Source organism: Actinomadura monticuli (assembly GCF_041463655.1).
GTDB lineage: Bacteria > Actinomycetota > Actinomycetes > Streptosporangiales > Streptosporangiaceae > Spirillospora > Spirillospora monticuli.
In genome coordinates, this window is sequence record NZ_JAXCEI010000025.1 from 18,399 (window position 1) to 36,370 (window position 17,972).

The following is a 17,972-nucleotide window of genomic DNA, read 5'->3' on the forward strand; positions in this document are numbered from 1 at the left end:
CGCGCTCGTCAGTAGGGTGTGGATCCCCCAGTGATCCACATCACAGTGAGCCGCGAGGTGCGCACGGCATGCCTCCTCCAGCAGGTCTCGAGGTCCGCGACGTGACGGTCCGGTTCGGCCGGCTGACGGCCGTGGACGGCGCCGGGCTCACCGCGCCTCCCGGCACCGTGACCGGCCTCGTCGGCCCGGACGGCGCGGGCAAGACGACGCTGTGCGACGTGATCGCCGGGCTGCGCCGCCCGGCGGCGGGCACGGTCCGCCTGGACGACGCCGACCTGACCGGCAGGCCCGCGCGGGAGCGGGCGCGGCGCGGCATCGCCCGCACGTCCCCGGCGGCGGCCGGCTCCCGCACCGTCCGGGAGACCGTGCGGGCCGCCGCCGCCCGGCACGCGATGACGCGGGAGTACGAGGGGCGGGCGGCGCGCGACCGGTGGCGGCGCCGCCTCGACGGCCGGCGGGACGCGGGCGCCCGCGCCGACGAGATCCTCGCCCGCGTCGGCATCGAGGAGCACGCGGAACGGCCTGCGCGCGGCGCGCCGCCCGGCATCGCGCTGCTGGCCGGACTGGCGCGGGCCCTCACCGCCGAGCCGGCCGTGCTGCTGCTGGACGAGCCGTGGGCGGGCCTGCCCGTCCGGTACGCGCGCGCCCTGGAGGTGCTGCTGCGCGACCTGGCCGCCGAGGGCCTGGCGGTGCTGGTGGCCGAGCGGGAGCTGGAGCCGGTGCTCGGCGTCTGCGACGTCCTGCACGTCCTGGACGGCGGCCGGGTGATCGCGGCCGGGGCGCCCGCCGAGGTCCGCGCCGATCCCCTGGTCCGGGACGCCTACCTCGGCGTCACCACGTGTCGATCCACGGCCGGGGACGGTCCTCGGCGGGCGGGGCGCCGGCGAGCACCGCGGTGACCCAGCGGCGCGTGTCCGCGGGGTCGATGACGTCGTCCAACTCGAACACCGTCGCCGCGTGCAGGGCCTTGCCGTACTCGTAGGCGGCGGCGACCATCTGCTCGAACAGGGCCCGCGGGTCCTCGGCGGCCTCCAGCTCCTTGCGGAACCCCAGCCGGACGGCGCCCTCCAGCCCCATGCCGCCGATCTCGCCGGTCGGCCAGGCGACGGTCGCGAGCGGCGCCTTGAACCCGCCGCCCGCCATCGCCTGCGCGCCGAGCCCGTAGCCCTTGCGCAGCACGATCGTGACGATCGGGACGCGGAGGTTGGCGCCGATGACGAACAGCCGGCTGAAGTGCCGGACGGTCGCGGTGCGCTCGGCGTCCGGGCCGACCATGAACCCGGGGGTGTCGCACAGGGACACGACGGGCAGCCCGTGGGCGTCGCACAGCTGCAGGAACCGCGCGGCCTTGTCGGCGGCGTCGCGGTCGACGGCGCCGCCGAGGTGCGCCGGGTTGCTGGCGATGAGGCCCATCGGGCGGCCCTCGATCCGCACCAGCGCGGTGATGATTCCGATCCCGAACGCGCGGCGCAGTTCCAGCACCGACCCGGTGTCGGCGAGGTGGGCGACGGCGCGGCGGACGTCGTAGGCCCGCATCCGGTTCTCCGGGACGACGTGCCGCAGGACGCGCTGGTCGTCGCACTCCCACTCGTCCCGCGGGCCCTGGAAGTAGGACAGGTAGCGGCGGGCGGCGCCGACGGCCTCCGCCTCGTCGTCCACGACGATGTCGACGACGCCGTTGGGCTCCTGGTCGCCGATCGGGCCGATCTCCTCGGGGGCGAACACGCCGAGGCCGCCGCCCTCGATCATGGCGGGGCCGCCCATCCCGATGTTGGCGTCGCGGGTGGCGATGATGACGTCGCAGCAGCCGAGCAGGGCCGCGTTCCCCGCGAAGCAGCGCCCCGACGCGATGCCGACGGACGGGACGACGCCGCTGAGCCGGCCCATGGCGTGGAAGGTCGTCACGTCCAGGCCGGAGACGGAGGAGGTGTCGGTGTCGCCGGGCCGTCCCCCGCCGCCCTCGGCGAACAGGACGAGAGGGAGGCGGCGGCGGTGGGCGATGTCGAGCATCCGGTCGGTCTTGCGGTGGTTCTGGTGGCCCTGCGTCCCCGCGAGGACCATGTAGTCGTAGGACATGACGACGGCCTTCGCGCCGTTCACGTCCCCGATGCCGCAGACCATGCCGTCGGCCGGGGTGCGCTCGATGAGGTCCTCCACGGACCGCCGCTGCCGCTGCGCCGCGATGGCGAGGGCGCCGTACTCGACGAACGTGCCGGGGTCGCACAGGTCGCCGATGTTCTCGCGGGCGGTGCGGTGGCCGCGCGCGCGCCGCTTCGCGACGGCCTCGGGACGGGCCGCGTCGAGCCCGATCTCGTGCCGCCGCAGCGTCTCGGCGAGGTCGGCGCGGATCGCGTCGAGGTCGGCCTCGTCCTCCTCGGCCGCGTGGTCGCCGCCGGCGTCGGCGGGCTCGACGAACATCAGCGGCGCGCCCTCGGCGACGGTGTCCCCGGGCGCGGCGGCCAGGGCCCGCACGACGCCCGCCTCGCCCGCCCGGACGACGTGCTCCATCTTCATCGCCTCGAGGATCAGCACCGGCGCGCCGGCCCTCACCAGGTCCCCCTCGGCCGCCTCGACGCTGACGACCGTGCCCTGCATGGGCGCGGGGACGGCGACCGCGCCCGGCGGCGCGTCCGGCACGGCGACGGCCTCCGGCTCGGGCTCGTGCGCGGTCCCGGGGTAGTAGCGCCGGTGCTCGCTCTCCAGCAGTTCGGGCAGGTGGTCGGCGATGAAGGAGGTGTCCGCGCCGCCGGAGGTGAAGTCCGGGTGCCGCAGGACGCCCTGGAGCAGCGGGATGCTGGTGGCCACGCCCGCGATCTCGAACTCGCCGAGCGCGCCGTGCGCCCGGGCGGCGGCGGACGGCAGGTCCTCCGCGCGGGCGACGACCTTGGCGAGCAGCGGGTCGTAGCGCAGGCTGGTGCGGTATCCGGCGTACCCGTAGGTGTCGACGCGGACGCCGGGGCCGGACGGCGGCGCGAAGGCCGTCAGCGTCCCGGCCCTCGGGCGGGGCGCGCCGTCCGCGTCGATCGTCTCGGTGTTGACGCGCACCTGGACGGCGCAGCCCGCCGCGTTCGGCGGCCCGGCGAGGCCCGCGCCCGCGAGGTCCTCCCCCAGCGCGAGCCTGATCTGGGTCTTCACCAGGTCGACGCCCGTGATCTCCTCGGTCACGGTGTGCTCGACCTGGAGCCGGGGGTTGGCCTCCAGGAACCAGGACTCGGCGCCCGCGACGAGGAACTCGAACGTGCCGAGGCCGTCGTAGCGGACGCGGGCGGCCATGCGCAGCGCGGCCTCCAGCAGCGCGTCGCGGACGCCGGCGGGCAGGGCGGGCGCGGGCGCGATCTCGATCAGCTTCTGGTGGCGCCGCTGGACGCTGCAGTCGCGCTCCCACAGGTGGGTGACCGCGCCGGTCCCGTCCCCGGCGACCTGCACCTCGATGTGGCGGGCGCGCGGCACGTACCTCTCGGCGTACAGGTCGCCCCGGCCGAAGGAGGCGAGCGCCTCCGACCGGCACCGCTCGTAGGCGGCGGCCATCTCGTCCGGGCCGGCGACGACGCGCATGCCGCGCCCGCCGCCGCCCGCGACGGCCTTCAGCATCACGGGGCCGTGCTCGCGCGCGAACGCCTCGGCGCCGGCGAGGCTCACCGCGCCGGCCGTCCCGGGCATGACGGGCACGCCCGCCTCGCGCGCCAGTTCCCGCGACCGCGCCTTGTCGCCGAACAGCTCCAGCAGATCGGGGCGCGGGCCGATGAACGTCAGCCCGGCGGCGGCGCAGCGCGCGGCGAAGTCCGCGTTCTCGCTCAGGAAGCCGTAGCCGGGGTGGACGGCGGTGGCGCCGGCGTCCTTCGCGGCGGAGAGCAGCGCGTCCGCGTCCAGGTAGCCGGCGACGCCCTCGCCGGGCAGGTCGCGCACCTCGTCGGCGCGCCGGGTGTGCGCCGAGGCCGCGTCGTCGCGGGTGCGGACGGCGACCGTCCGCAGCCCCAGCTCGGCCGCGGCCCGCACGATCCGCAGCGCGATCTCTCCCCGGTTGGCCACCAGGATCCCGCCCACCCCGGCCCTCCTCGCCCTCGGGTCCGCCGATGGGCCCTCACTCTAGGTCCCGGCCGCCGCGCGCCCGCCGGGAGGTCCCGGCGGGTGCGGGCGATCCGGGACGGCCCCGGGATCCAGAGCCGACGGGACCCTTATTTCACGGCGTGATCTAAGGGGTGAGATGATGGTCGGCCGAGACGCTTGACGAGGGGATCGCGGGGGGCGCGGCCGGACGCCGGCCGAGGGGGAAGGGGGCCCGATGGCGGAACGGCGCCGGCGGACCGTGCGCGACCTGCGCCGCGCCAACCGGTCGGTGCTGCTGCGGCGGCTGTACTTCGACGGCCCGCTCAGCCGCCAGGACCTGGCCCGGGAGACCGGCCTCAGCCCCGCCTCCGTCAGCAACGTCGTCACCGAGCTGATCGAGGCCGGGCTCGTCGTCGAGGCGGGCAGCGTGGAGTCCGACGGGGGCCGCCCGCGGGTGCTGCTGAAGACGGCGGCCGGCTACGGGCACCTCATCGGGGTGGACGTCGGCGAGACGCGGGTCGTGGTCGAGCTGTTCGACCTGGGGCTGACCCAGCTCGCCAAGGCCGACCACCCGCTCGCGGACGGCGGCCGCGACGAGCGCGCGGTCGTCCGGCACGTCCTGGACGGGCTGTCCGCGGTCGTCGAGGGCGCCTCGGTCGACCCGGCGTCCGTCATCGGCGTCGGCGTGGGCGTCCCCGGCATCGTCGAGCACGGCATCGTCGAGCACGGCGCCGACGGGCACGGCGCGACCGGGCGGGGCCCCGGGGCGGTCGTGCACTGCCAGACCATCGGCTGGGACGCCGTCCCGCTGGAGCGGATGCTGCGGGAGGGCACCGCGCTGCCGCTGTTCGTCGACAACGGCGCCGCGGCGCTCGGGCAGGCCGAGATGTGGTTCGGCGCGGGGCGCGGGCACCGCAGCGCCGTCGTCGCCCTCATCGGGTCCGGCGTCGGCGCCGCCGTGGTGATCGACGGCTCGCCGTACCGGGGCGCAGCCGGCGGCGCCGGCGAGTGGGGGCACACCACCTCCCGGGTCGGCGGCGCGCGCTGCCGCTGCGGGTCGCGCGGCTGCCTGGAGTCCTACGTGGGCGCCGCGGCGCTGCTGGAGCGCTACCGGGCGGCGGGCGGACCGGCCGGGACCGGCGAGGAGGCGGCCCTCGCCGGGCTGCTCGCCGACCCGTCCCGGGCGGCGGCGGAGCTGCGCGAGGAGACCGCCGAGTACCTCGGCGCCGGCATCGCCGACCTGGTCAACCTGTTCAGCCCCGAGAAGGTCGTCATCGGCGGCTGGGCGGGGCTGCTGATCGGCGGCCGGATGCTGGACCGGATCGTGGACGCCGCCGCCGCGTACGCGCTGCGGCGGCCGTTCGCGCGGACCTCCGTCGAGCTGTGCCGCCTCGGCCCGGAGGCCGCCGCCGTCGGCGCGGCGACCCTCCCGCTCGCGCACCTCCTCGACGGCGGCGGACCGGCCGCGTGATGGCCGCGCCCCGGATCGCGGGCGATAATGGGGGCCCGACCAGACCCGGAGGAACGACGACACATGGCCACCGCCGGACGTCCCGTGCGCGAGTCCCTGCTCGACGCGGCCGCGGAGCTGCTCGTGGAGCGCGGCTACCGCGCCGTCCGCATGCGCGACGTCGCGGAGGCCGCCGGGGTGAGCCGGCAGACCGTCTACAACGAGTTCGGCGACAAGTGGGGCCTGGCCCAGGCGGTCGTGGTCCGCGACAACGAGCGCTACCTCGACGGCATCGACACGGCGCTGTCCGAGCACGACGACGTGTACTCGGCGGTCGTCGCCGCGGTGACGTACACGCTGGAGACATCCGCGGACGACCAGCTGAAGAAGGCGGTGCTGACCGGCGCGGGCGGCGACGAGATGCTCCCGCTGCTCACCACGCAGGCCGAGCCGGTGCTGTTCACCGCCAGCGCCCGCATCGCCGAGCACGCGCTGCGGCACTGGCCGCACCTGGACCGCGACGCGCTCACCGAGGTCGCCGACGCCGCGGTCCGGCTGACGATGAGCCACCTCATGCTGCCGTCCGGCCCGCCGGAGACGTTCGCGCACTTCGTCGCCCGCCTGGTGACCCGCTACCTCGCCGTCCCCGCGAAGGCCGCCGGCCCGGACGCCCGCCCCCGCGCTGGCCTGTGACCCGCCTCGCGGCTGCTGACGCCGACGGTCAGGGGATGACGGTCTGGATGTGCACGGCCTTCACGGCCGTCATCTCGTCCAGCAGCTCGGGGCCGTAGCCGAAGCCGTGCCCGCTGGCGCGGCGGGGCGTGGCGGCGCCGCCGGGGGCGCCGCCGAACACCGCGTTGATCTTCACGGTGCCCGCGGCGAGGGTGCGCCAGGCCGCCCGCGCGTGCGCCATGTCGCGGGTGAGGACGGTCGCGGCGAGACCGTAGCGGGAGCGGCGCGCGGCGTCCAGGGCCTGGTCGAACGACGCCACGGTGCGGACCGGCGCGACCGGCCCGAACACCTCCTCCGACATGATCGGCATGTGGTCGGCGCAGCCGGCGAGGACGGTCGCCGGGTAGAACGAGCCGGGGCCGCCGGGGATCTCCGCGCCGGTCAGGGCGCGGGCGCCGTCCGCGATCGCCTTCTCGACGTGCTGGTGGACGTGGGTGCGGTGCCGCTCGTCGACGAGCGGCCCGAGTTCGGTCGACATGTCGGCGCCCGGCCCCATCCGCAGGGTGCGGGCACGCTCGGCGAGCGCTTCGAGGAACGCCTCGGACACGGCCTCGTGGACGTAGACGCGTTCGACGGAGGTGCAGATCTGGCCGGCGTTGGCGAAGCACCCGAGGGCGGCCTGCCCGGCGGCCCAGGACGGATCGACGCCGGCGTCCACGACCAGGGGGTCGCAGCCGCCGTTCTCCAGCAGGGTCTTGGCGCCCGTGCGCAGGGCCAGCTCGGCGACGCGGCGCCCGGCGCAGGTCGAGCCGACGTGCGCGACGACGTCCACGTCCGCGTGGCCGGCCAGGGCCTCTCCCGTCTCGCCGTCGCCGGTGACCATGTTCAGGACGCCGTCGGGCAGGCTGCCGGCGAGCAGCTCGGCGAGCATCGCGCCGGTGTGCGGGGTCCGCTCGGACGGCTTGTGCACGACGGTGTTGCCGGTGGCCAGGGCGGCGCCGAGCAGGCCGCAGGCGATGGCGACCGGGTCGTTCCACGGGGTGATCACGGCGACGACGCCGCGCGGCTCGCGGACCGTGAAGTCGGCGGCGTCCCAGCCGCCCTGCAGGCTGCGCCCGCCGTGCAGCGGGCCCAGCTCGGCGTACTGGCGCAGCGTGGCGATCCCGGCCTCGACGCCGGAGAGCGCGTCGCCGGACGGCTTGCCCATCTCGGCGGTCACCAGCGCGGCCAGCTCGTCCATGCGCTCCTCGGCGGCGCGCGCGGCGGCGTGCAGGGCCGCGCCCCGGGCGGCGGGCGCGGTGGCCGCCCAGCCGGGGGCGGCGTCGCAGGCCGCGGCCACGGCCGTGCCGACGTCCGCCGGCGTGGACGCGGCCACCACCCCCAGCGGCTCGCCGGTGGCCGGGTCGGTCACCGCGAAGACGTCCTCCCCGGTACCCTGGCTCCACCGTCCGCCGGCCAGCATCCACCTGTCGCGCGGCCGCATGGCTGCCTCCTCCCGTGTCGTGCTCCGTTCGGTCGCCTACCCGGTGAGGCGGCCTTCAATGACCGCGCCCGGCGACCGGCCACCCCGCGTCAGTGACCACTTACTGAAATCGGCTACCGTGGTGCGGACGCGAGATGAGGGAGGCGCGGTGGACTTCGACCTGCCGGAGAGCGCGGCCGCGGTGCGCGAGGGCGTGCTGGCGATCGCCGGGAAGTACGACCAGGAGTACTGGAGCCGGTGCGACGCGGAGAAGCGGTGGCCGGAGGAGGTCTGGCGGGAGCTGGTGCGGGGCGGCTGGCACGCCCTGGCGATCCCGGAGGAGTACGGCGGCGGGGGCCAGGGGCTGCTGGAGCTGGCGGTCGCCCTGGAGGCGCTGGCCGAGGGCGGCGCGGGCGGCGCCGCGTCGTTCATGTACCTGCTGACGCCGGCGTTCGGCGCGCTCACGATCAACCGGCACGGGACCGCGGAGCAGAAGCGCGAGTTCCTGCCGAAGATCGCCTCCGGGGAGATCGAGACCTGCTTCGCGATCACCGAGCCGGACGCGGGCAGCAACGCCATCAACATCTCCACCCAGGCGCGGCTCGACGGCGACCACTTCGTGGTCAGCGGCCAGAAGATCTGGATCTCCGGCGTGGAGCGGGCCGACTTCCTCGTCCTCGTCACCCGGACGATCCCGGCCTCCGAGGCGCGTCCCCGCACGTCCGGGTTCACCGTCCTGCTGGTGGACGTCAAGCAGGCCGTCGCCGACGGGACGCTCACGTACCGGCCGATCCCCAAGCTCGGCACCAACACCGTCGCGTCCAGCATGGTGTTCCTGGACGACGTGCGCGTGCCGGTCGAGCGCGTCCTCGGCGAGCCCGACCAGGGGTTCCTCGTCATGTGGGACATCCTCAATCCCGAGCGCATCCTCGCGGCGGCCGGCGGCGTCGGCTCGGGCGGGCTCGTGCTGAGGCTCGCCTGCGAGTACGCCAACGACCGGGCGCCGTTCGGCAAGCCGATCGGGGCGAACCAGGCGATCGCGTTCCCGCTCGCCAAGGCCAAGGCGCAGCTGGAGCTGGCGCGGCTGATGACCTACAAGGCCGCCTGGCTGTGGGACCGGGGCCGCCCGTGCGGCTCGGAGGCCAACATCGCCAAGCTCACCGCGGCGGACGCGGCGTGGCAGGCGGCCGACCGCACGTTCCAGACCTACGGCGGCATGGCGTACTCGATGGAGTACCCGATCGCCCGGATGTTCCGCGACGCCCGCATCGCCAAGAACATCCCGGTCGCGGAGGAGCTCGTGCTGGCGCACATCGCGCAGCACGAGCTGGGCCTGCCCAAGTCGTACTAGCCGCCCTCCGGGAGGCGGACGGCCGTGCCCGGATCGTGCGCCGCGCGCAGCTCGCGCTTGAGGACCTTGCCCGAGTGGTTGCGCGGGATCGCCTCGACCACCTCGTACCAGCGGGGCCGCTTGAACGCGCCGAGCCGGGCCCGGCAGTGCGCGTCCAGCTCGGCGGGCGTGGTCTCCCCGCGGGTCACGACCAGGGCCTTGACCGCCTCGCCCCAGCGCCGGTCCGGGACGCCGATCACCGCGGCGTCCCGGACGCCGGGGTGCTCGGCGAGGACCCGCTCCACCTCGGCGCAGTAGACGTTCTCGCCGCCGCTCTTGACCATGTCCTTGGCCCGGTCGACGAAGTAGAGGCGGCCCTCGGCGTCGAGCCGAACGAGGTCGCCGGTGCGCAGAGGGCCGTCCTGGACGGGGTCGGGGACTGCGGCGTATCCGGCCATGACGCTGGCGCCGCGCAGCAGCAGCTCGCCCACCTCGCCCGGTGGGCGAGATCACCGAGCAGCACCGCGCGCCTACCCGAACTCGGGCGCGCGCTTCTCCCGGATCGCGGCGACGCCCTCCCGCACGTCCGGACCGGTGAAACCGAAGAACTCCATGGCCAGGGACGCGTCGAACGTCGGCCCGGCGAGCCGCAGCCAGTTGTTCAGCGCGTGCTTGGTGAGCGACAGCGCCTCGGCGGGACCGGCGGCGAGCCGCCCGGCGATCTCCAGGGCGCGGTCGTGCACCTCCGCGTCGTCCACGCACAGCGAGACCAGGCCGATCCGCTCGGCCTCCTCGCCGGTCAGCACGTCGTTGAGCAGCAGGTAGTACTTGGCCTTCGCCAGCCCGCACAGCAGCGGCCACACGATCGCCGCGTGGTCGCCCGCCGCCACGCCCAGCCGCACATGCCCGTCGATGATCTTCGCGGTGCGGCCGGCGACGGAGATGTCGGCCAGCAGCGCCACCGCGAGGCCCGCCCCGACCGCCGGGCCCTGCACGGCGCTGACCACCGGCTTCGAGCAGTTCAGCACGTTCATCACGATGTCGCGGGCCTCGCGCATGATCCGGCGGCGCGCGGAGTGGTCGGCCATCATCTCCTCGATCATGGCCATGTCGCCGCCGGCGGAGAACGCCGTCCCCTCGCCGCGCACCACGATCGCGCGGACGGCGTCGTCGGCGTCGGCGTCCCGCCAGATCTCCGCCAGCTCCCCGTGCCCGACCGCGTCGACCGCGTTGAGCTTGCCCGGCGTGCTGATGGTGACCCGCAGCACCCCGTCCGCCGCCCAGTCGATCCTCAGCCGCTCGTACGCGTCGTACCGCATATGGCCTCGTCCTCCCACTCGCGATCTTCGAAAGCCGCGCGCAATCGTCGCACAGCGAACGCCATCGCCTCGGCACCGGCGTCGAAGATCTCGGGCAGCAGGAAGAAGGAGTGCACCACGCCGTCGTAGCGGCGCAGCTCGACCGGCACCCCGGCGGCGGCGAGCCGGCGCGCGTACGCCTCGGCCTCGTCGCGCAGGATGTCGTACTCGGCGGTGATCACGGTGGTGGGAGCGGCGCCCGCGAGGTCGGGGGCGCGCAGCGGGGCCAGCCGGAAGTCGGACGGGTCGGCGCCGCCCCGGTACAGGTCCATGAACCGGGCGAGCGTGCCCGCGTCCAGCCCGTATCCGGTCCCGTACTCGCGCCAGCTCGGGGTGTCCATCGCGGTGTCGGTCACCGGGTAGACCAGCAGCTGGTGGGCGAGCGGCAGCCCGCGGTCGCGGGCCAGCAGCGCGACGGCCGCGGCGATGTTGCCGCCGGCGCTGTCGCCCGCCACCGCCACCGCGCCCGGGACGGCGCCGTACCGGTCCGGCTCCCGCGCCGCGGACGCGACGACGGCCCACGCGTCGTCCACGGCCGCGGGGAACGGGTGCTCGGGGGCCAGCCGGTACCCGACGTTGAGGACGACGCATCCGGCGGCGGACGCGAGGTCGCGGCACGCGGCGTCCACGTTGTCGACGCCGCCGAGCACCCAGCCGCCGCCGTGCAGGTAGACGACCGCGGGCAGCGGCCCCCTCTCCGGCGGCGCCGGGCGGTACAGCCGCACCGGCACCGGGCCGCCGGGGCCGCGCACCAGCGTGTCGCGCACCTGCGGGAGCTCCCGCCGCACGACCGGGAACGCCGCGCCGATCCGCTCCCGCATCTCCGCGATGGTGGGCTCGGCCGGGCCGTCCGCGCCGGGCGGCGGGGCCGTCCAGCTGGCGAGCAGCTCCAGGAAGCTCTCGGTCTGCGGGTGGACGGGCATGCGGCGGCCTCCGGACATGTCGCGGGTGTACCGGATCGACTTCCCCCGATCCGCAGCGTCAATCCCGTTCAGCGGCCGGCGGCCTCCGCCACCAGCGCCTCGAACAGGCGCCTGTCGTCGCCCTCCTCGGGGTGCCACTGGACGGCGAGGCCGAAGCGGTGCCCCTGCAGCTCGACGGCCTCGACGACCTGGTCCTCGGCCCAGGCCACGGCCGTCAGGCCCTTGCCGAGCCGGCCGACCGCCTGGTGGTGGTAGGTCGGGACGTCCGCCGAGTCGCCCAGGATCTTGCCGACCAGGCTCGTGGCGCCGATCCGAACGGGATGCGAGCCGACGATGCCGGTCTCCGGCGCGTGCCCCCGGTGGCCCACGGCCTCCGGCAGGTGCTGGATGAGGGCGCCGCCGCGCGCGACGTTCAGCACCTGCATGCCCCGGCAGATCGCCAGGAACGGCAGGTCCGCCGCCACGATCGCGCGGGCCAGCGCCAGCTCGAACCGGTCGCGCTGCGGCTGCGGCGGCCCGGTCTCGGGATGCCGGGCGGCGCCGTACAGGTCGGGGCCGACGTCGCCGCCGCCGGCCAGCACGATGCCGTCGAGCCGCGCGACCAGGGCGTCGACCCCGCGCAGGCTCGCGGCGGGCGGCAGCAGCACCGGGACGCCGCCGGCCCGCTCGACCGAGCGCGCGTACGGCGCGGGCAGGAGCGCGGCCTCGCGCACCCAGACGCCCCACCGCGCGGGCTCCTGGTAGGTCGTGATGCCGATGAGCGGCGGTGCGCCGGCATCGGCGGCGGGGCCGGGAGCCCCGCGGACGGCCTCGGACATATGCGTGTCTCCCCCTCTGCTGAGCACTGGCCACAGGACGGCGTCCGCTTCGGGTGAATCGCCTGGTCCGGCTGCACCTCATGGTGGCTCACCCGCCCCCTCGCGCCGTCCCGCCCCCGGCCTCTCTCCCGGCCAGCTTGCCGTACGTGACGGATCCTCGCAGTCCGAAGCGGCCAGATCGCCGCCGCCGCGGCGGGCGGGGGCGGGGCTTGCGGGGGCTACCGGCGTCCACGGTGGAGAAATCCGGAATCTTCTACCCGGGAGCGGTTTCCTCCCCCGCGCCCGATCCGCTCGGCGGCGGCCACCCCGCCCCATCCGATCGGTACTGATCAGTATGTGTTCTCTTTTCGATGATCGTCCGGTGACGGAGCATCCTCGGCCGATCACTCAGCGCAGGGGACGGCGATCGTCCGCGGCGGCCCGCTTGAGGGCTCCCCGCACCGGACGAGAGAATCTCACAAAGCCGGGCAGCGATCCGCCGCGACCGTCGGTGCCGGGCCCCGCAGGCCCAGGGGAGAGGGCCGGGAGCGAGCTGCGACATGTCACCGGAACCCCGCACCATCAAGGAGTGCTTCGCCCGGCTCGAGGCCGACCCGGCGGGCGCCACGGGCTACTTCTACGCCCGCCTCTTCGCGGCCGAGCCGCAGCTGCGCGCCCTCTTCCCGCCCGCGATGGGCCACCAGCACGACCGCTTCTTCCACGCGCTCCTGCGGATCGTGTGCCACCAGGACAACCCCGGTGAGCTCGCCGGCCACCTCGGCCGGCTCGGCCGCGGCCACCGCAAGTACGGCGTGCGGCCCGAGCACTACGCCGCCGTCGGCGCCGCGCTGACCGCCACGCTGCGCGTCTTCGCCGCCGACGCGTGGTCCGCCGAGACCGAGGACGCCTGGACCGCCGCGTACCGGCACGCCGCCGACACCATGATCGGCGCCGCCGAGCGGGACGCCGCGCAGGCCCCGCCGTGGTGGGCCGCCGAGGTCACCGCGCACGACCGCCGCGCCCCCGACCTCGCGGTCGTCACCCTGCGCCCCGAGCGGCCGCTGCCCTTCAGCGCCGGGCAGCACCTCAGCGTGCAGACCGCCCGCTGGCCCCGGATGTGGCGCCGCTACTCGATCGCGAACGCGCCCCGGCCGGACGGGACGCTGCGCCTGCACGTCCGGGCCCGTCCCGGCGGCTGGGTCAGCGGCGCGCTGGTGCGGTTCACCGCCCCCGGCGACACCATGCTGCTCGGCCCCGCCGAGGGCGCGATGACCCTCGCCCCGGGCCCCGGACCCGACGTCCTCCTCGTCGGCGGCGGCACCGGGCTCGCCCCCATGAAGGCCCTGGCCGAGGCGGCCGCCGGCTCCGGGCGCGGCATCCGCCTCCTGGTCGCGGCCCGCACCGCGGACGGCCTCTACGACCTGCCCGCCCTGCGCCGGCTGGAATCGGCCTGCCCGCGGCTGCGGGTCGTCCCCGTCCTGTCGCGGGCACCGGGCGGCAGCGCGCTGAGGGGCCGCGTGCCCGACCTCCTGCCCCGCCTCCTGGACGACGCCGGCGACCTCACCGCCTACATCGCCGGGCCCGCCCCGCTGGTCCGCGGGACGGTCTCCGCGCTGCAGCGGCTCGGCACGCCGCTGCAGCGGATCCACCACGACCTGCTCGCGGCCGACGACCCGGTCACCAGCCGGCGCGCTCCCGCAGGAACTCCGTCGTCTTCGTGTCCGCCGGGTAGAACGACTCGATCGCCAGTTCCGCGACCGTGATGTCGACGGGCGTCCCGAACGTCGCGATCGTGCTGAAGAAGGACAGCTCCCGGCCGTCCACCCGCATCCGCAGCGGGATGAAGACGTCGTGCTCCGCGGGCGGCGCCATCGCCTCCCCCACGTCCCCGGGGAAGCTCCGCAGCTCCTGGTAGAGCTGGGTGAGCGCGGCGTCGGCGGTCAGCGCGACGTGCCGCCGCACCCGGTCGATCATGTGGGCGCGCCACTCGGCCAGGTTCAGGATGTTCTTCGCCATCCCGTCGGGGTGCATGCTGAGCCGCAGCACGTTCAGCGGGGGCTCCAGCAGCTCCGCCGGGGCGCCCTCCATGAAGAACGCGGCGGCGGCGTTGGCGTCGATGAGGTTCCAGAACCGGTCCACGACCACCGCCGGGTACGGCTCGTGCCCGGCCAGCACCTGCTTCAGCGCCGCCCGGACCGCGTCCATCTTCGGCTCCTCGATCGGCGTCTCGTCGAACACCGGCGCGTACCCGGCCGCCACCAGCAGCAGGTTGCGGTCGCGGAGCGGGACGTCCAGGTGCTCCGCGAGCCGCAGCACCATCTCCCGGCTCGGTGAGGAGCGCCCCGTCTCCACGAAGCTCAGGTGCCTGGTCGACACGTCCGCCTCCGAGGCCAGCTCCAGCTGGCTCAGCCTGCGCCGCTGCCGCCAGGCCCGCAGCTGGTCCCCGATGGGCCGCACATCGCTCAACGCCGTCGTCACCCTCCGGACGCTACCCGCCCGCCGATCACGCCCGCGATTACGTCCCGGGTAATGGACTCCGCGAGGGCCGGCCGCGAGGGTGGGCCGGAGACGCGCACCGAGGAGGCTCCATGACCGCCGGGTTCACCCCCGACCAGCTGACCGACGCCATGCCGTTCGCCCGCGCGCTCGGCGTGCGCATCGACACCGCCGGCCCGGACGAGGTCACCGGCCGGCTGGACTGGGCCGAGGACCGCTGCACCGCCGGCGGCGTCATGCACGGCGGCGCCCTCATGGCCCTCGCCGACACCCTCGGCGCCGCCTGCGCGTTCCTCAACCTGCCGCCGGGCGCGTCCACGACGACCTTGGAGTCCAAGACCAACTTCTTCCGCGGCGTCCGGGAGGGGAGCGTCCGGGGCGTCGCGCGCCCGCTGCACGCCGGCCGCACGTCGATCGTCGTCCAGACCGACCTCTACGACGACGGCGGGCGCCGCGCGGCCCAGGTGACCCAGACCCAGGCGGTCCTGCGCTCGTGATCCGGCCTGCGCTCGTGATCCGGCCCGGCGCCTTTACGTTGTAGATTTCTTAGCGAGGTACTCGCCGAAGAAGGCGAAGATGCGGTCCCAGCCGTCGGCGGCGTTCTCGCGGCCCCTGCCGAGACCGAAAACGATCTTCGCGACCGGGCCGAGCGGGGCCGGCGGGGCGAACTCCGTCAGGAAGCTGTGGCCCGTCGCCGGGTACTCCTTCACGTCGTGCTCGACACCGGCGGCCGTGAGCGCGCGCTCCAGCTTCGCCGCCGCACCGCGCAGCGTCGGGTCCGCCGCGCCGTAGCTGGCGACGATCGGGCACGCGCCGCGCAGCGACTCCGCCGGCCGGCGCGGCAGGATCCCGTAGTTGGACGCGGCCGCCTTGAAGTCGTACTTCGCCGCCGCGACCAGCGCGAACCCGCCGCCCATGCAGAACCCGCAGACGCCCACGTCGCCCGTGCAGTCGCCGCGGTCCGCGAGCCACGCGCGCGTGGCCTCGATGTGGTCGTAGGTCGGGCCGCGCTGGGCGCGCATGTCGCGCATCGCCTTGGTGACGCACCGCACCCACGGGGCCCCGCCGTAGAGGTCCGGCAGGACGGCCAGGTAGCCCTGGGCGGCGAACCGGTCGGCCTGGGCGCGCATGTCCGCGTTCGCGCCCATCGCCTCGAAGACGATGACGACGCCCGGCCAGGGCCCCTCCCCCTCCGGGACGGCGAGGTACCCCGGCAGCTCCCGCGCGCCCGCGGGAATCGTGATGTCAGGCATAGCGTCGGATGATCCCGCAGGCATACACCGTACGTACAGACCCAATCCGCGGTACGGGCGGAATCAGACCTTGCGCCACTCCGGGATCCACGTGCCGTCCTCGACGACGTAGTCGCCGAACAGGTCGGGCGCCTCCCTCCGCATCACCTCGCCGATCTTGCCGAACAGCAGGCGGATCTCCTCCTCGGCGCCCGGCGCGGTGCGGTTCTCCAGGGTGTGGCGCAGGGTGCGGACGTTGGCCGTCCACACCAGGCCGGTGCCGACGCCCTCGGGCGCGAACCGGCGCATGAACGAGGTCTTGTGCTTCTTCTCCTTGAACGGCACGCCCTCGTCGTCGAGGCCGAAGTGGGCCGCCATCCAGCCCTGGAACTCCTCCATCTGCTCCAGCATCGCGGTGGCGCGCTTCATCAGCTCGGCGTCCTCGCGGGCCCACTCGGGGAACCAGAACGGGATGTCCTGGAGCCGGACGAAGCGCAGCGACTCCTGCGAGATGGCCACGCCGGGACGGTGCCGGACGAGCTCGTGGGTCAGCACGCGGCTCACGTTGTGCAGCACGAAGCTGAAGCTGACGTGCTCCAGCACCGAGCCGTGCAGGCTGCGCAGGATGTTCTGCAGGTACTGGCCCGAGTCGGTGCGGATCTTGGTCACGTTGGGGTTGAGCCCCGGCTCCCAGGAGCGGTAGCAGAGCCTGCCCGCGAACTCGGCGAGGTTCTGCGGGTCGTTCAGCTCGTCGTCGAGGTCGCCGCGGTCGAGCCGCTCCAGCCAGCTCTCCCCGCCCACGTCCCGCAGGTACCGGGCGACCTCGTCGTAGTCCAGTTCGGGCCTTGCGACGAGGAACACCTCGGGCTCGACGCTCTTCACTCTCGTATCCCCCTACGGGTCGATTCCGACGCCCCTAGGAAACCACCTGGCCACGACACCCGCGACCTGGGCGCGGCCCCCTTCATGATCTTCAGGACCCGTCCGGGAGCTCGGCGAGTGGTACGAGCGCTCCCTCGCCGGCCACCGCGTCCTCGCCGAGGACCCCGCCAGCCCGTGGCGGCGCATGGCCTGGGGCTGACGCCGCGAGCGCCGGCCGATCGCGGTCAGAGGAGGGCGTCGATGTCGCCGAGGATCGCCTCGCGGCCCGGCCCGTCCAGGCTGGAGGCGTTCACTGCGTTGCGGGCCAGCGCGGCCAGGCCCGCGCGGTCCAGCCCGAACACCTCGGCGGCGACGCGGTACTCGCCGGTCAGGGTCGTGCCGAACATCGGCGGGTCGTCGCTGTTGAGCGTGACGAACAGGCCCTCCTCCAGCATCCGCGGCAGGGGGTGCTCGCGGAGCGAGGCGACCTGGCCGGTGCACACGTTGGACGTCGGGCACACCTCCAGGGGCAGCCGCGTGTCGCGCAGGTGGGCGACGAGGCGCGGGTCGTCCAGGCAGCTGGTGCCGTGCCCGATGCGCTCGGCGCCGAGGCCCTCGATGGCCTCCCAGATCGTCTCCGGCCCGGTCATCTCGCCCGCGTGCGGGAGGCTGCGCAGCCCGGCGGCGCGGGCGGCGGCGAACGCGTCGCGGAACGCGTCCCGGTGCGGCGGCCGCACCTGCTCGATGCCGCCGATCCCGAACCCGACGAGCGCCTCCGGCGGGTGGGAGAGCGCGTGCTCGACGGTGCCCCGGGCGCCCTCGGCACCGAACTCGCCGGGGATGTCGAAGATGTAGGCGACGCGGATGCCGAGCCGGTCGCGGGCCTCGCGCACGGCGTGGTCCAGCGCCTCGGTGATCGCGGGCATGGGCATCCCGGCCCGCTGGTGGGTGAACGGGGTGATGGTCAGCTCGACGTACCGGACGTTCTGCGCGGCCAGGTCGCGGGCGACGCCGAAGACGAGCGTGCCGACGTCCTCGGGCGTCCGGACGAGACCGGACACCGACTCGTACACCTCGGCGAAGTGCGGGAAGTCGCGGAACTCGTAGAAGGCGCGCAGCTCGCGCTCGTCCACGGGAACGGGCCCGCCCGGGTGGCGGCGGGCGAGTTCGAGCACCGTGGGGACGGAGGCGGAGCCGACGAGGTGGACGTGCAGCTCGACCTTCGGGAGGGCGTCGATGAACGCCTGGATCGACATGGTTTCGGTGGACACGCCCGTGAAGCTAACAGCACCCGCCCTCGCGATGACAGGCAAAGACATCGAACCTGCCACAAGAAAGTAAGAA

The 17,972-nt window shown here is 75.1% G+C and carries 16 protein-coding genes; 6 read left to right on the plus strand and 10 right to left on the minus strand.

Annotated features, from left to right (window positions below; translation table 11 throughout):
* The first annotated feature begins 68 nt into the window (after positions 1 to 68).
* Positions 69 to 899 (plus strand): ATP-binding cassette domain-containing protein, encoded by an 831-nt coding sequence (locus SM611_RS34980; protein ID WP_371954643.1) that lies wholly within the window; start codon positions 69 to 71, stop codon positions 897 to 899.
* Here SM611_RS34980 and SM611_RS34985 read toward each other — a convergent pair.
* Positions 832 to 4,044, minus strand: a complete 3,213-nt coding sequence (locus SM611_RS34985; RefSeq protein WP_371954645.1) for an acetyl-CoA carboxylase family protein — start codon at positions 4,042 to 4,044, stop codon at positions 832 to 834. The two genes, SM611_RS34980 and SM611_RS34985, sit on opposite strands and share 68 nt — an antisense overlap.
* A gap of 238 nt (positions 4,045 to 4,282) precedes the next feature.
* Between SM611_RS34985 and SM611_RS34990 the strand changes: the two genes are divergently transcribed.
* Both SM611_RS34990 and SM611_RS34995 read left to right on the plus strand, forming a co-directional pair.
* A complete protein-coding gene (locus tag SM611_RS34990; RefSeq protein WP_371954647.1) occupies positions 4,283 to 5,518 on the plus strand; it encodes an ROK family transcriptional regulator in 1,236 nt (411 codons plus the stop codon).
* A gap of 63 nt (positions 5,519 to 5,581) precedes the next feature.
* Entirely contained in the window at positions 5,582 to 6,190 is a 609-nt protein-coding gene (locus SM611_RS34995) for a TetR/AcrR family transcriptional regulator (protein WP_371954649.1), read from the plus strand.
* Between the two features lie 28 nt (positions 6,191 to 6,218).
* On the opposite strand, the gene SM611_RS35000 is transcribed toward SM611_RS34995, so the two are convergent.
* Complete coding sequence (locus SM611_RS35000) at positions 6,219 to 7,652, minus strand: aldehyde dehydrogenase family protein (protein WP_371954651.1); 1,434 nt, start codon at positions 7,650 to 7,652, stop codon at positions 6,219 to 6,221.
* A gap of 148 nt (positions 7,653 to 7,800) precedes the next feature.
* On the opposite strand from SM611_RS35000, the gene SM611_RS35005 reads away from it, so the two are divergent.
* On the plus strand, positions 7,801 to 8,982 hold the full coding sequence (locus tag SM611_RS35005; RefSeq protein ID WP_371954653.1) for an acyl-CoA dehydrogenase family protein: 1,182 nt from the start codon (positions 7,801 to 7,803) through the stop codon (positions 8,980 to 8,982).
* Here the strand turns inward: SM611_RS35005 and SM611_RS35010 are convergent.
* The 4 genes from SM611_RS35010 to SM611_RS35025 are packed head-to-tail and all read right to left on the minus strand — an operon-like array spanning position 8,979 to position 12,060.
* Entirely contained in the window at positions 8,979 to 9,452 is a 474-nt protein-coding gene (locus tag SM611_RS35010) for a class I adenylate-forming enzyme family protein (protein WP_371954655.1), read from the minus strand. The genes SM611_RS35005 and SM611_RS35010 overlap by 4 nt on opposite strands.
* Before the next feature lie 39 nt (positions 9,453 to 9,491).
* Positions 9,492 to 10,280, minus strand: a complete 789-nt coding sequence (locus SM611_RS35015) for an enoyl-CoA hydratase/isomerase family protein (protein ID WP_371954657.1) — start codon at positions 10,278 to 10,280, stop codon at positions 9,492 to 9,494.
* On the minus strand, positions 10,253 to 11,260 hold the full coding sequence (locus tag SM611_RS35020) for an alpha/beta hydrolase (RefSeq protein WP_371954659.1): 1,008 nt from the start codon (positions 11,258 to 11,260) through the stop codon (positions 10,253 to 10,255). The genes SM611_RS35015 and SM611_RS35020 overlap by 28 nt, the downstream gene beginning before the upstream one ends.
* Before the next feature lie 50 nt (positions 11,261 to 11,310).
* A complete protein-coding gene (locus SM611_RS35025) occupies positions 11,311 to 12,060 on the minus strand; it encodes a gamma-glutamyl-gamma-aminobutyrate hydrolase family protein (protein ID WP_371954661.1) in 750 nt (249 codons plus the stop codon).
* Positions 12,061 to 12,599: 539 nt separating this feature from the next.
* On the opposite strand from SM611_RS35025, the gene SM611_RS35030 reads away from it, so the two are divergent.
* Positions 12,600 to 13,802 (plus strand): globin domain-containing protein, encoded by a 1,203-nt coding sequence (locus SM611_RS35030; RefSeq protein ID WP_371954663.1) that lies wholly within the window; start codon positions 12,600 to 12,602, stop codon positions 13,800 to 13,802.
* On the opposite strand, the gene SM611_RS35035 is transcribed toward SM611_RS35030, so the two are convergent.
* Positions 13,717 to 14,517 (minus strand): helix-turn-helix domain-containing protein, encoded by an 801-nt coding sequence (locus SM611_RS35035; RefSeq protein WP_371954665.1) that lies wholly within the window; start codon positions 14,515 to 14,517, stop codon positions 13,717 to 13,719. The two genes, SM611_RS35030 and SM611_RS35035, sit on opposite strands and share 86 nt — an antisense overlap.
* Positions 14,518 to 14,627: 110 nt before the next feature.
* Between SM611_RS35035 and SM611_RS35040 the strand changes: the two genes are divergently transcribed.
* A complete protein-coding gene (locus SM611_RS35040) occupies positions 14,628 to 15,032 on the plus strand; it encodes a PaaI family thioesterase (protein WP_371954666.1) in 405 nt (134 codons plus the stop codon).
* A 33-nt stretch (positions 15,033 to 15,065) separates the two neighbouring features.
* Here SM611_RS35040 and SM611_RS35045 read toward each other — a convergent pair whose 3' ends face one another.
* The 3 genes from SM611_RS35045 to add all read right to left on the minus strand — a co-directional run bounded on the left by SM611_RS35045 (position 15,066) and on the right by add (position 17,899).
* Complete coding sequence (locus SM611_RS35045; RefSeq protein ID WP_371954667.1) at positions 15,066 to 15,788, minus strand: dienelactone hydrolase family protein; 723 nt, start codon at positions 15,786 to 15,788, stop codon at positions 15,066 to 15,068.
* A gap of 63 nt (positions 15,789 to 15,851) precedes the next feature.
* Positions 15,852 to 16,649, minus strand: coding sequence for an FAD-dependent thymidylate synthase (thyX, locus tag SM611_RS35050; protein WP_371954668.1), 798 nt, complete (start codon positions 16,647 to 16,649; stop codon positions 15,852 to 15,854).
* Positions 16,650 to 16,873: 224 nt separating this feature from the next.
* Positions 16,874 to 17,899 (minus strand): adenosine deaminase, encoded by a 1,026-nt coding sequence (add, locus tag SM611_RS35055; RefSeq protein ID WP_371954669.1) that lies wholly within the window; start codon positions 17,897 to 17,899, stop codon positions 16,874 to 16,876.
* Positions 17,900 to 17,972: the final 73 nt, after the last annotated feature.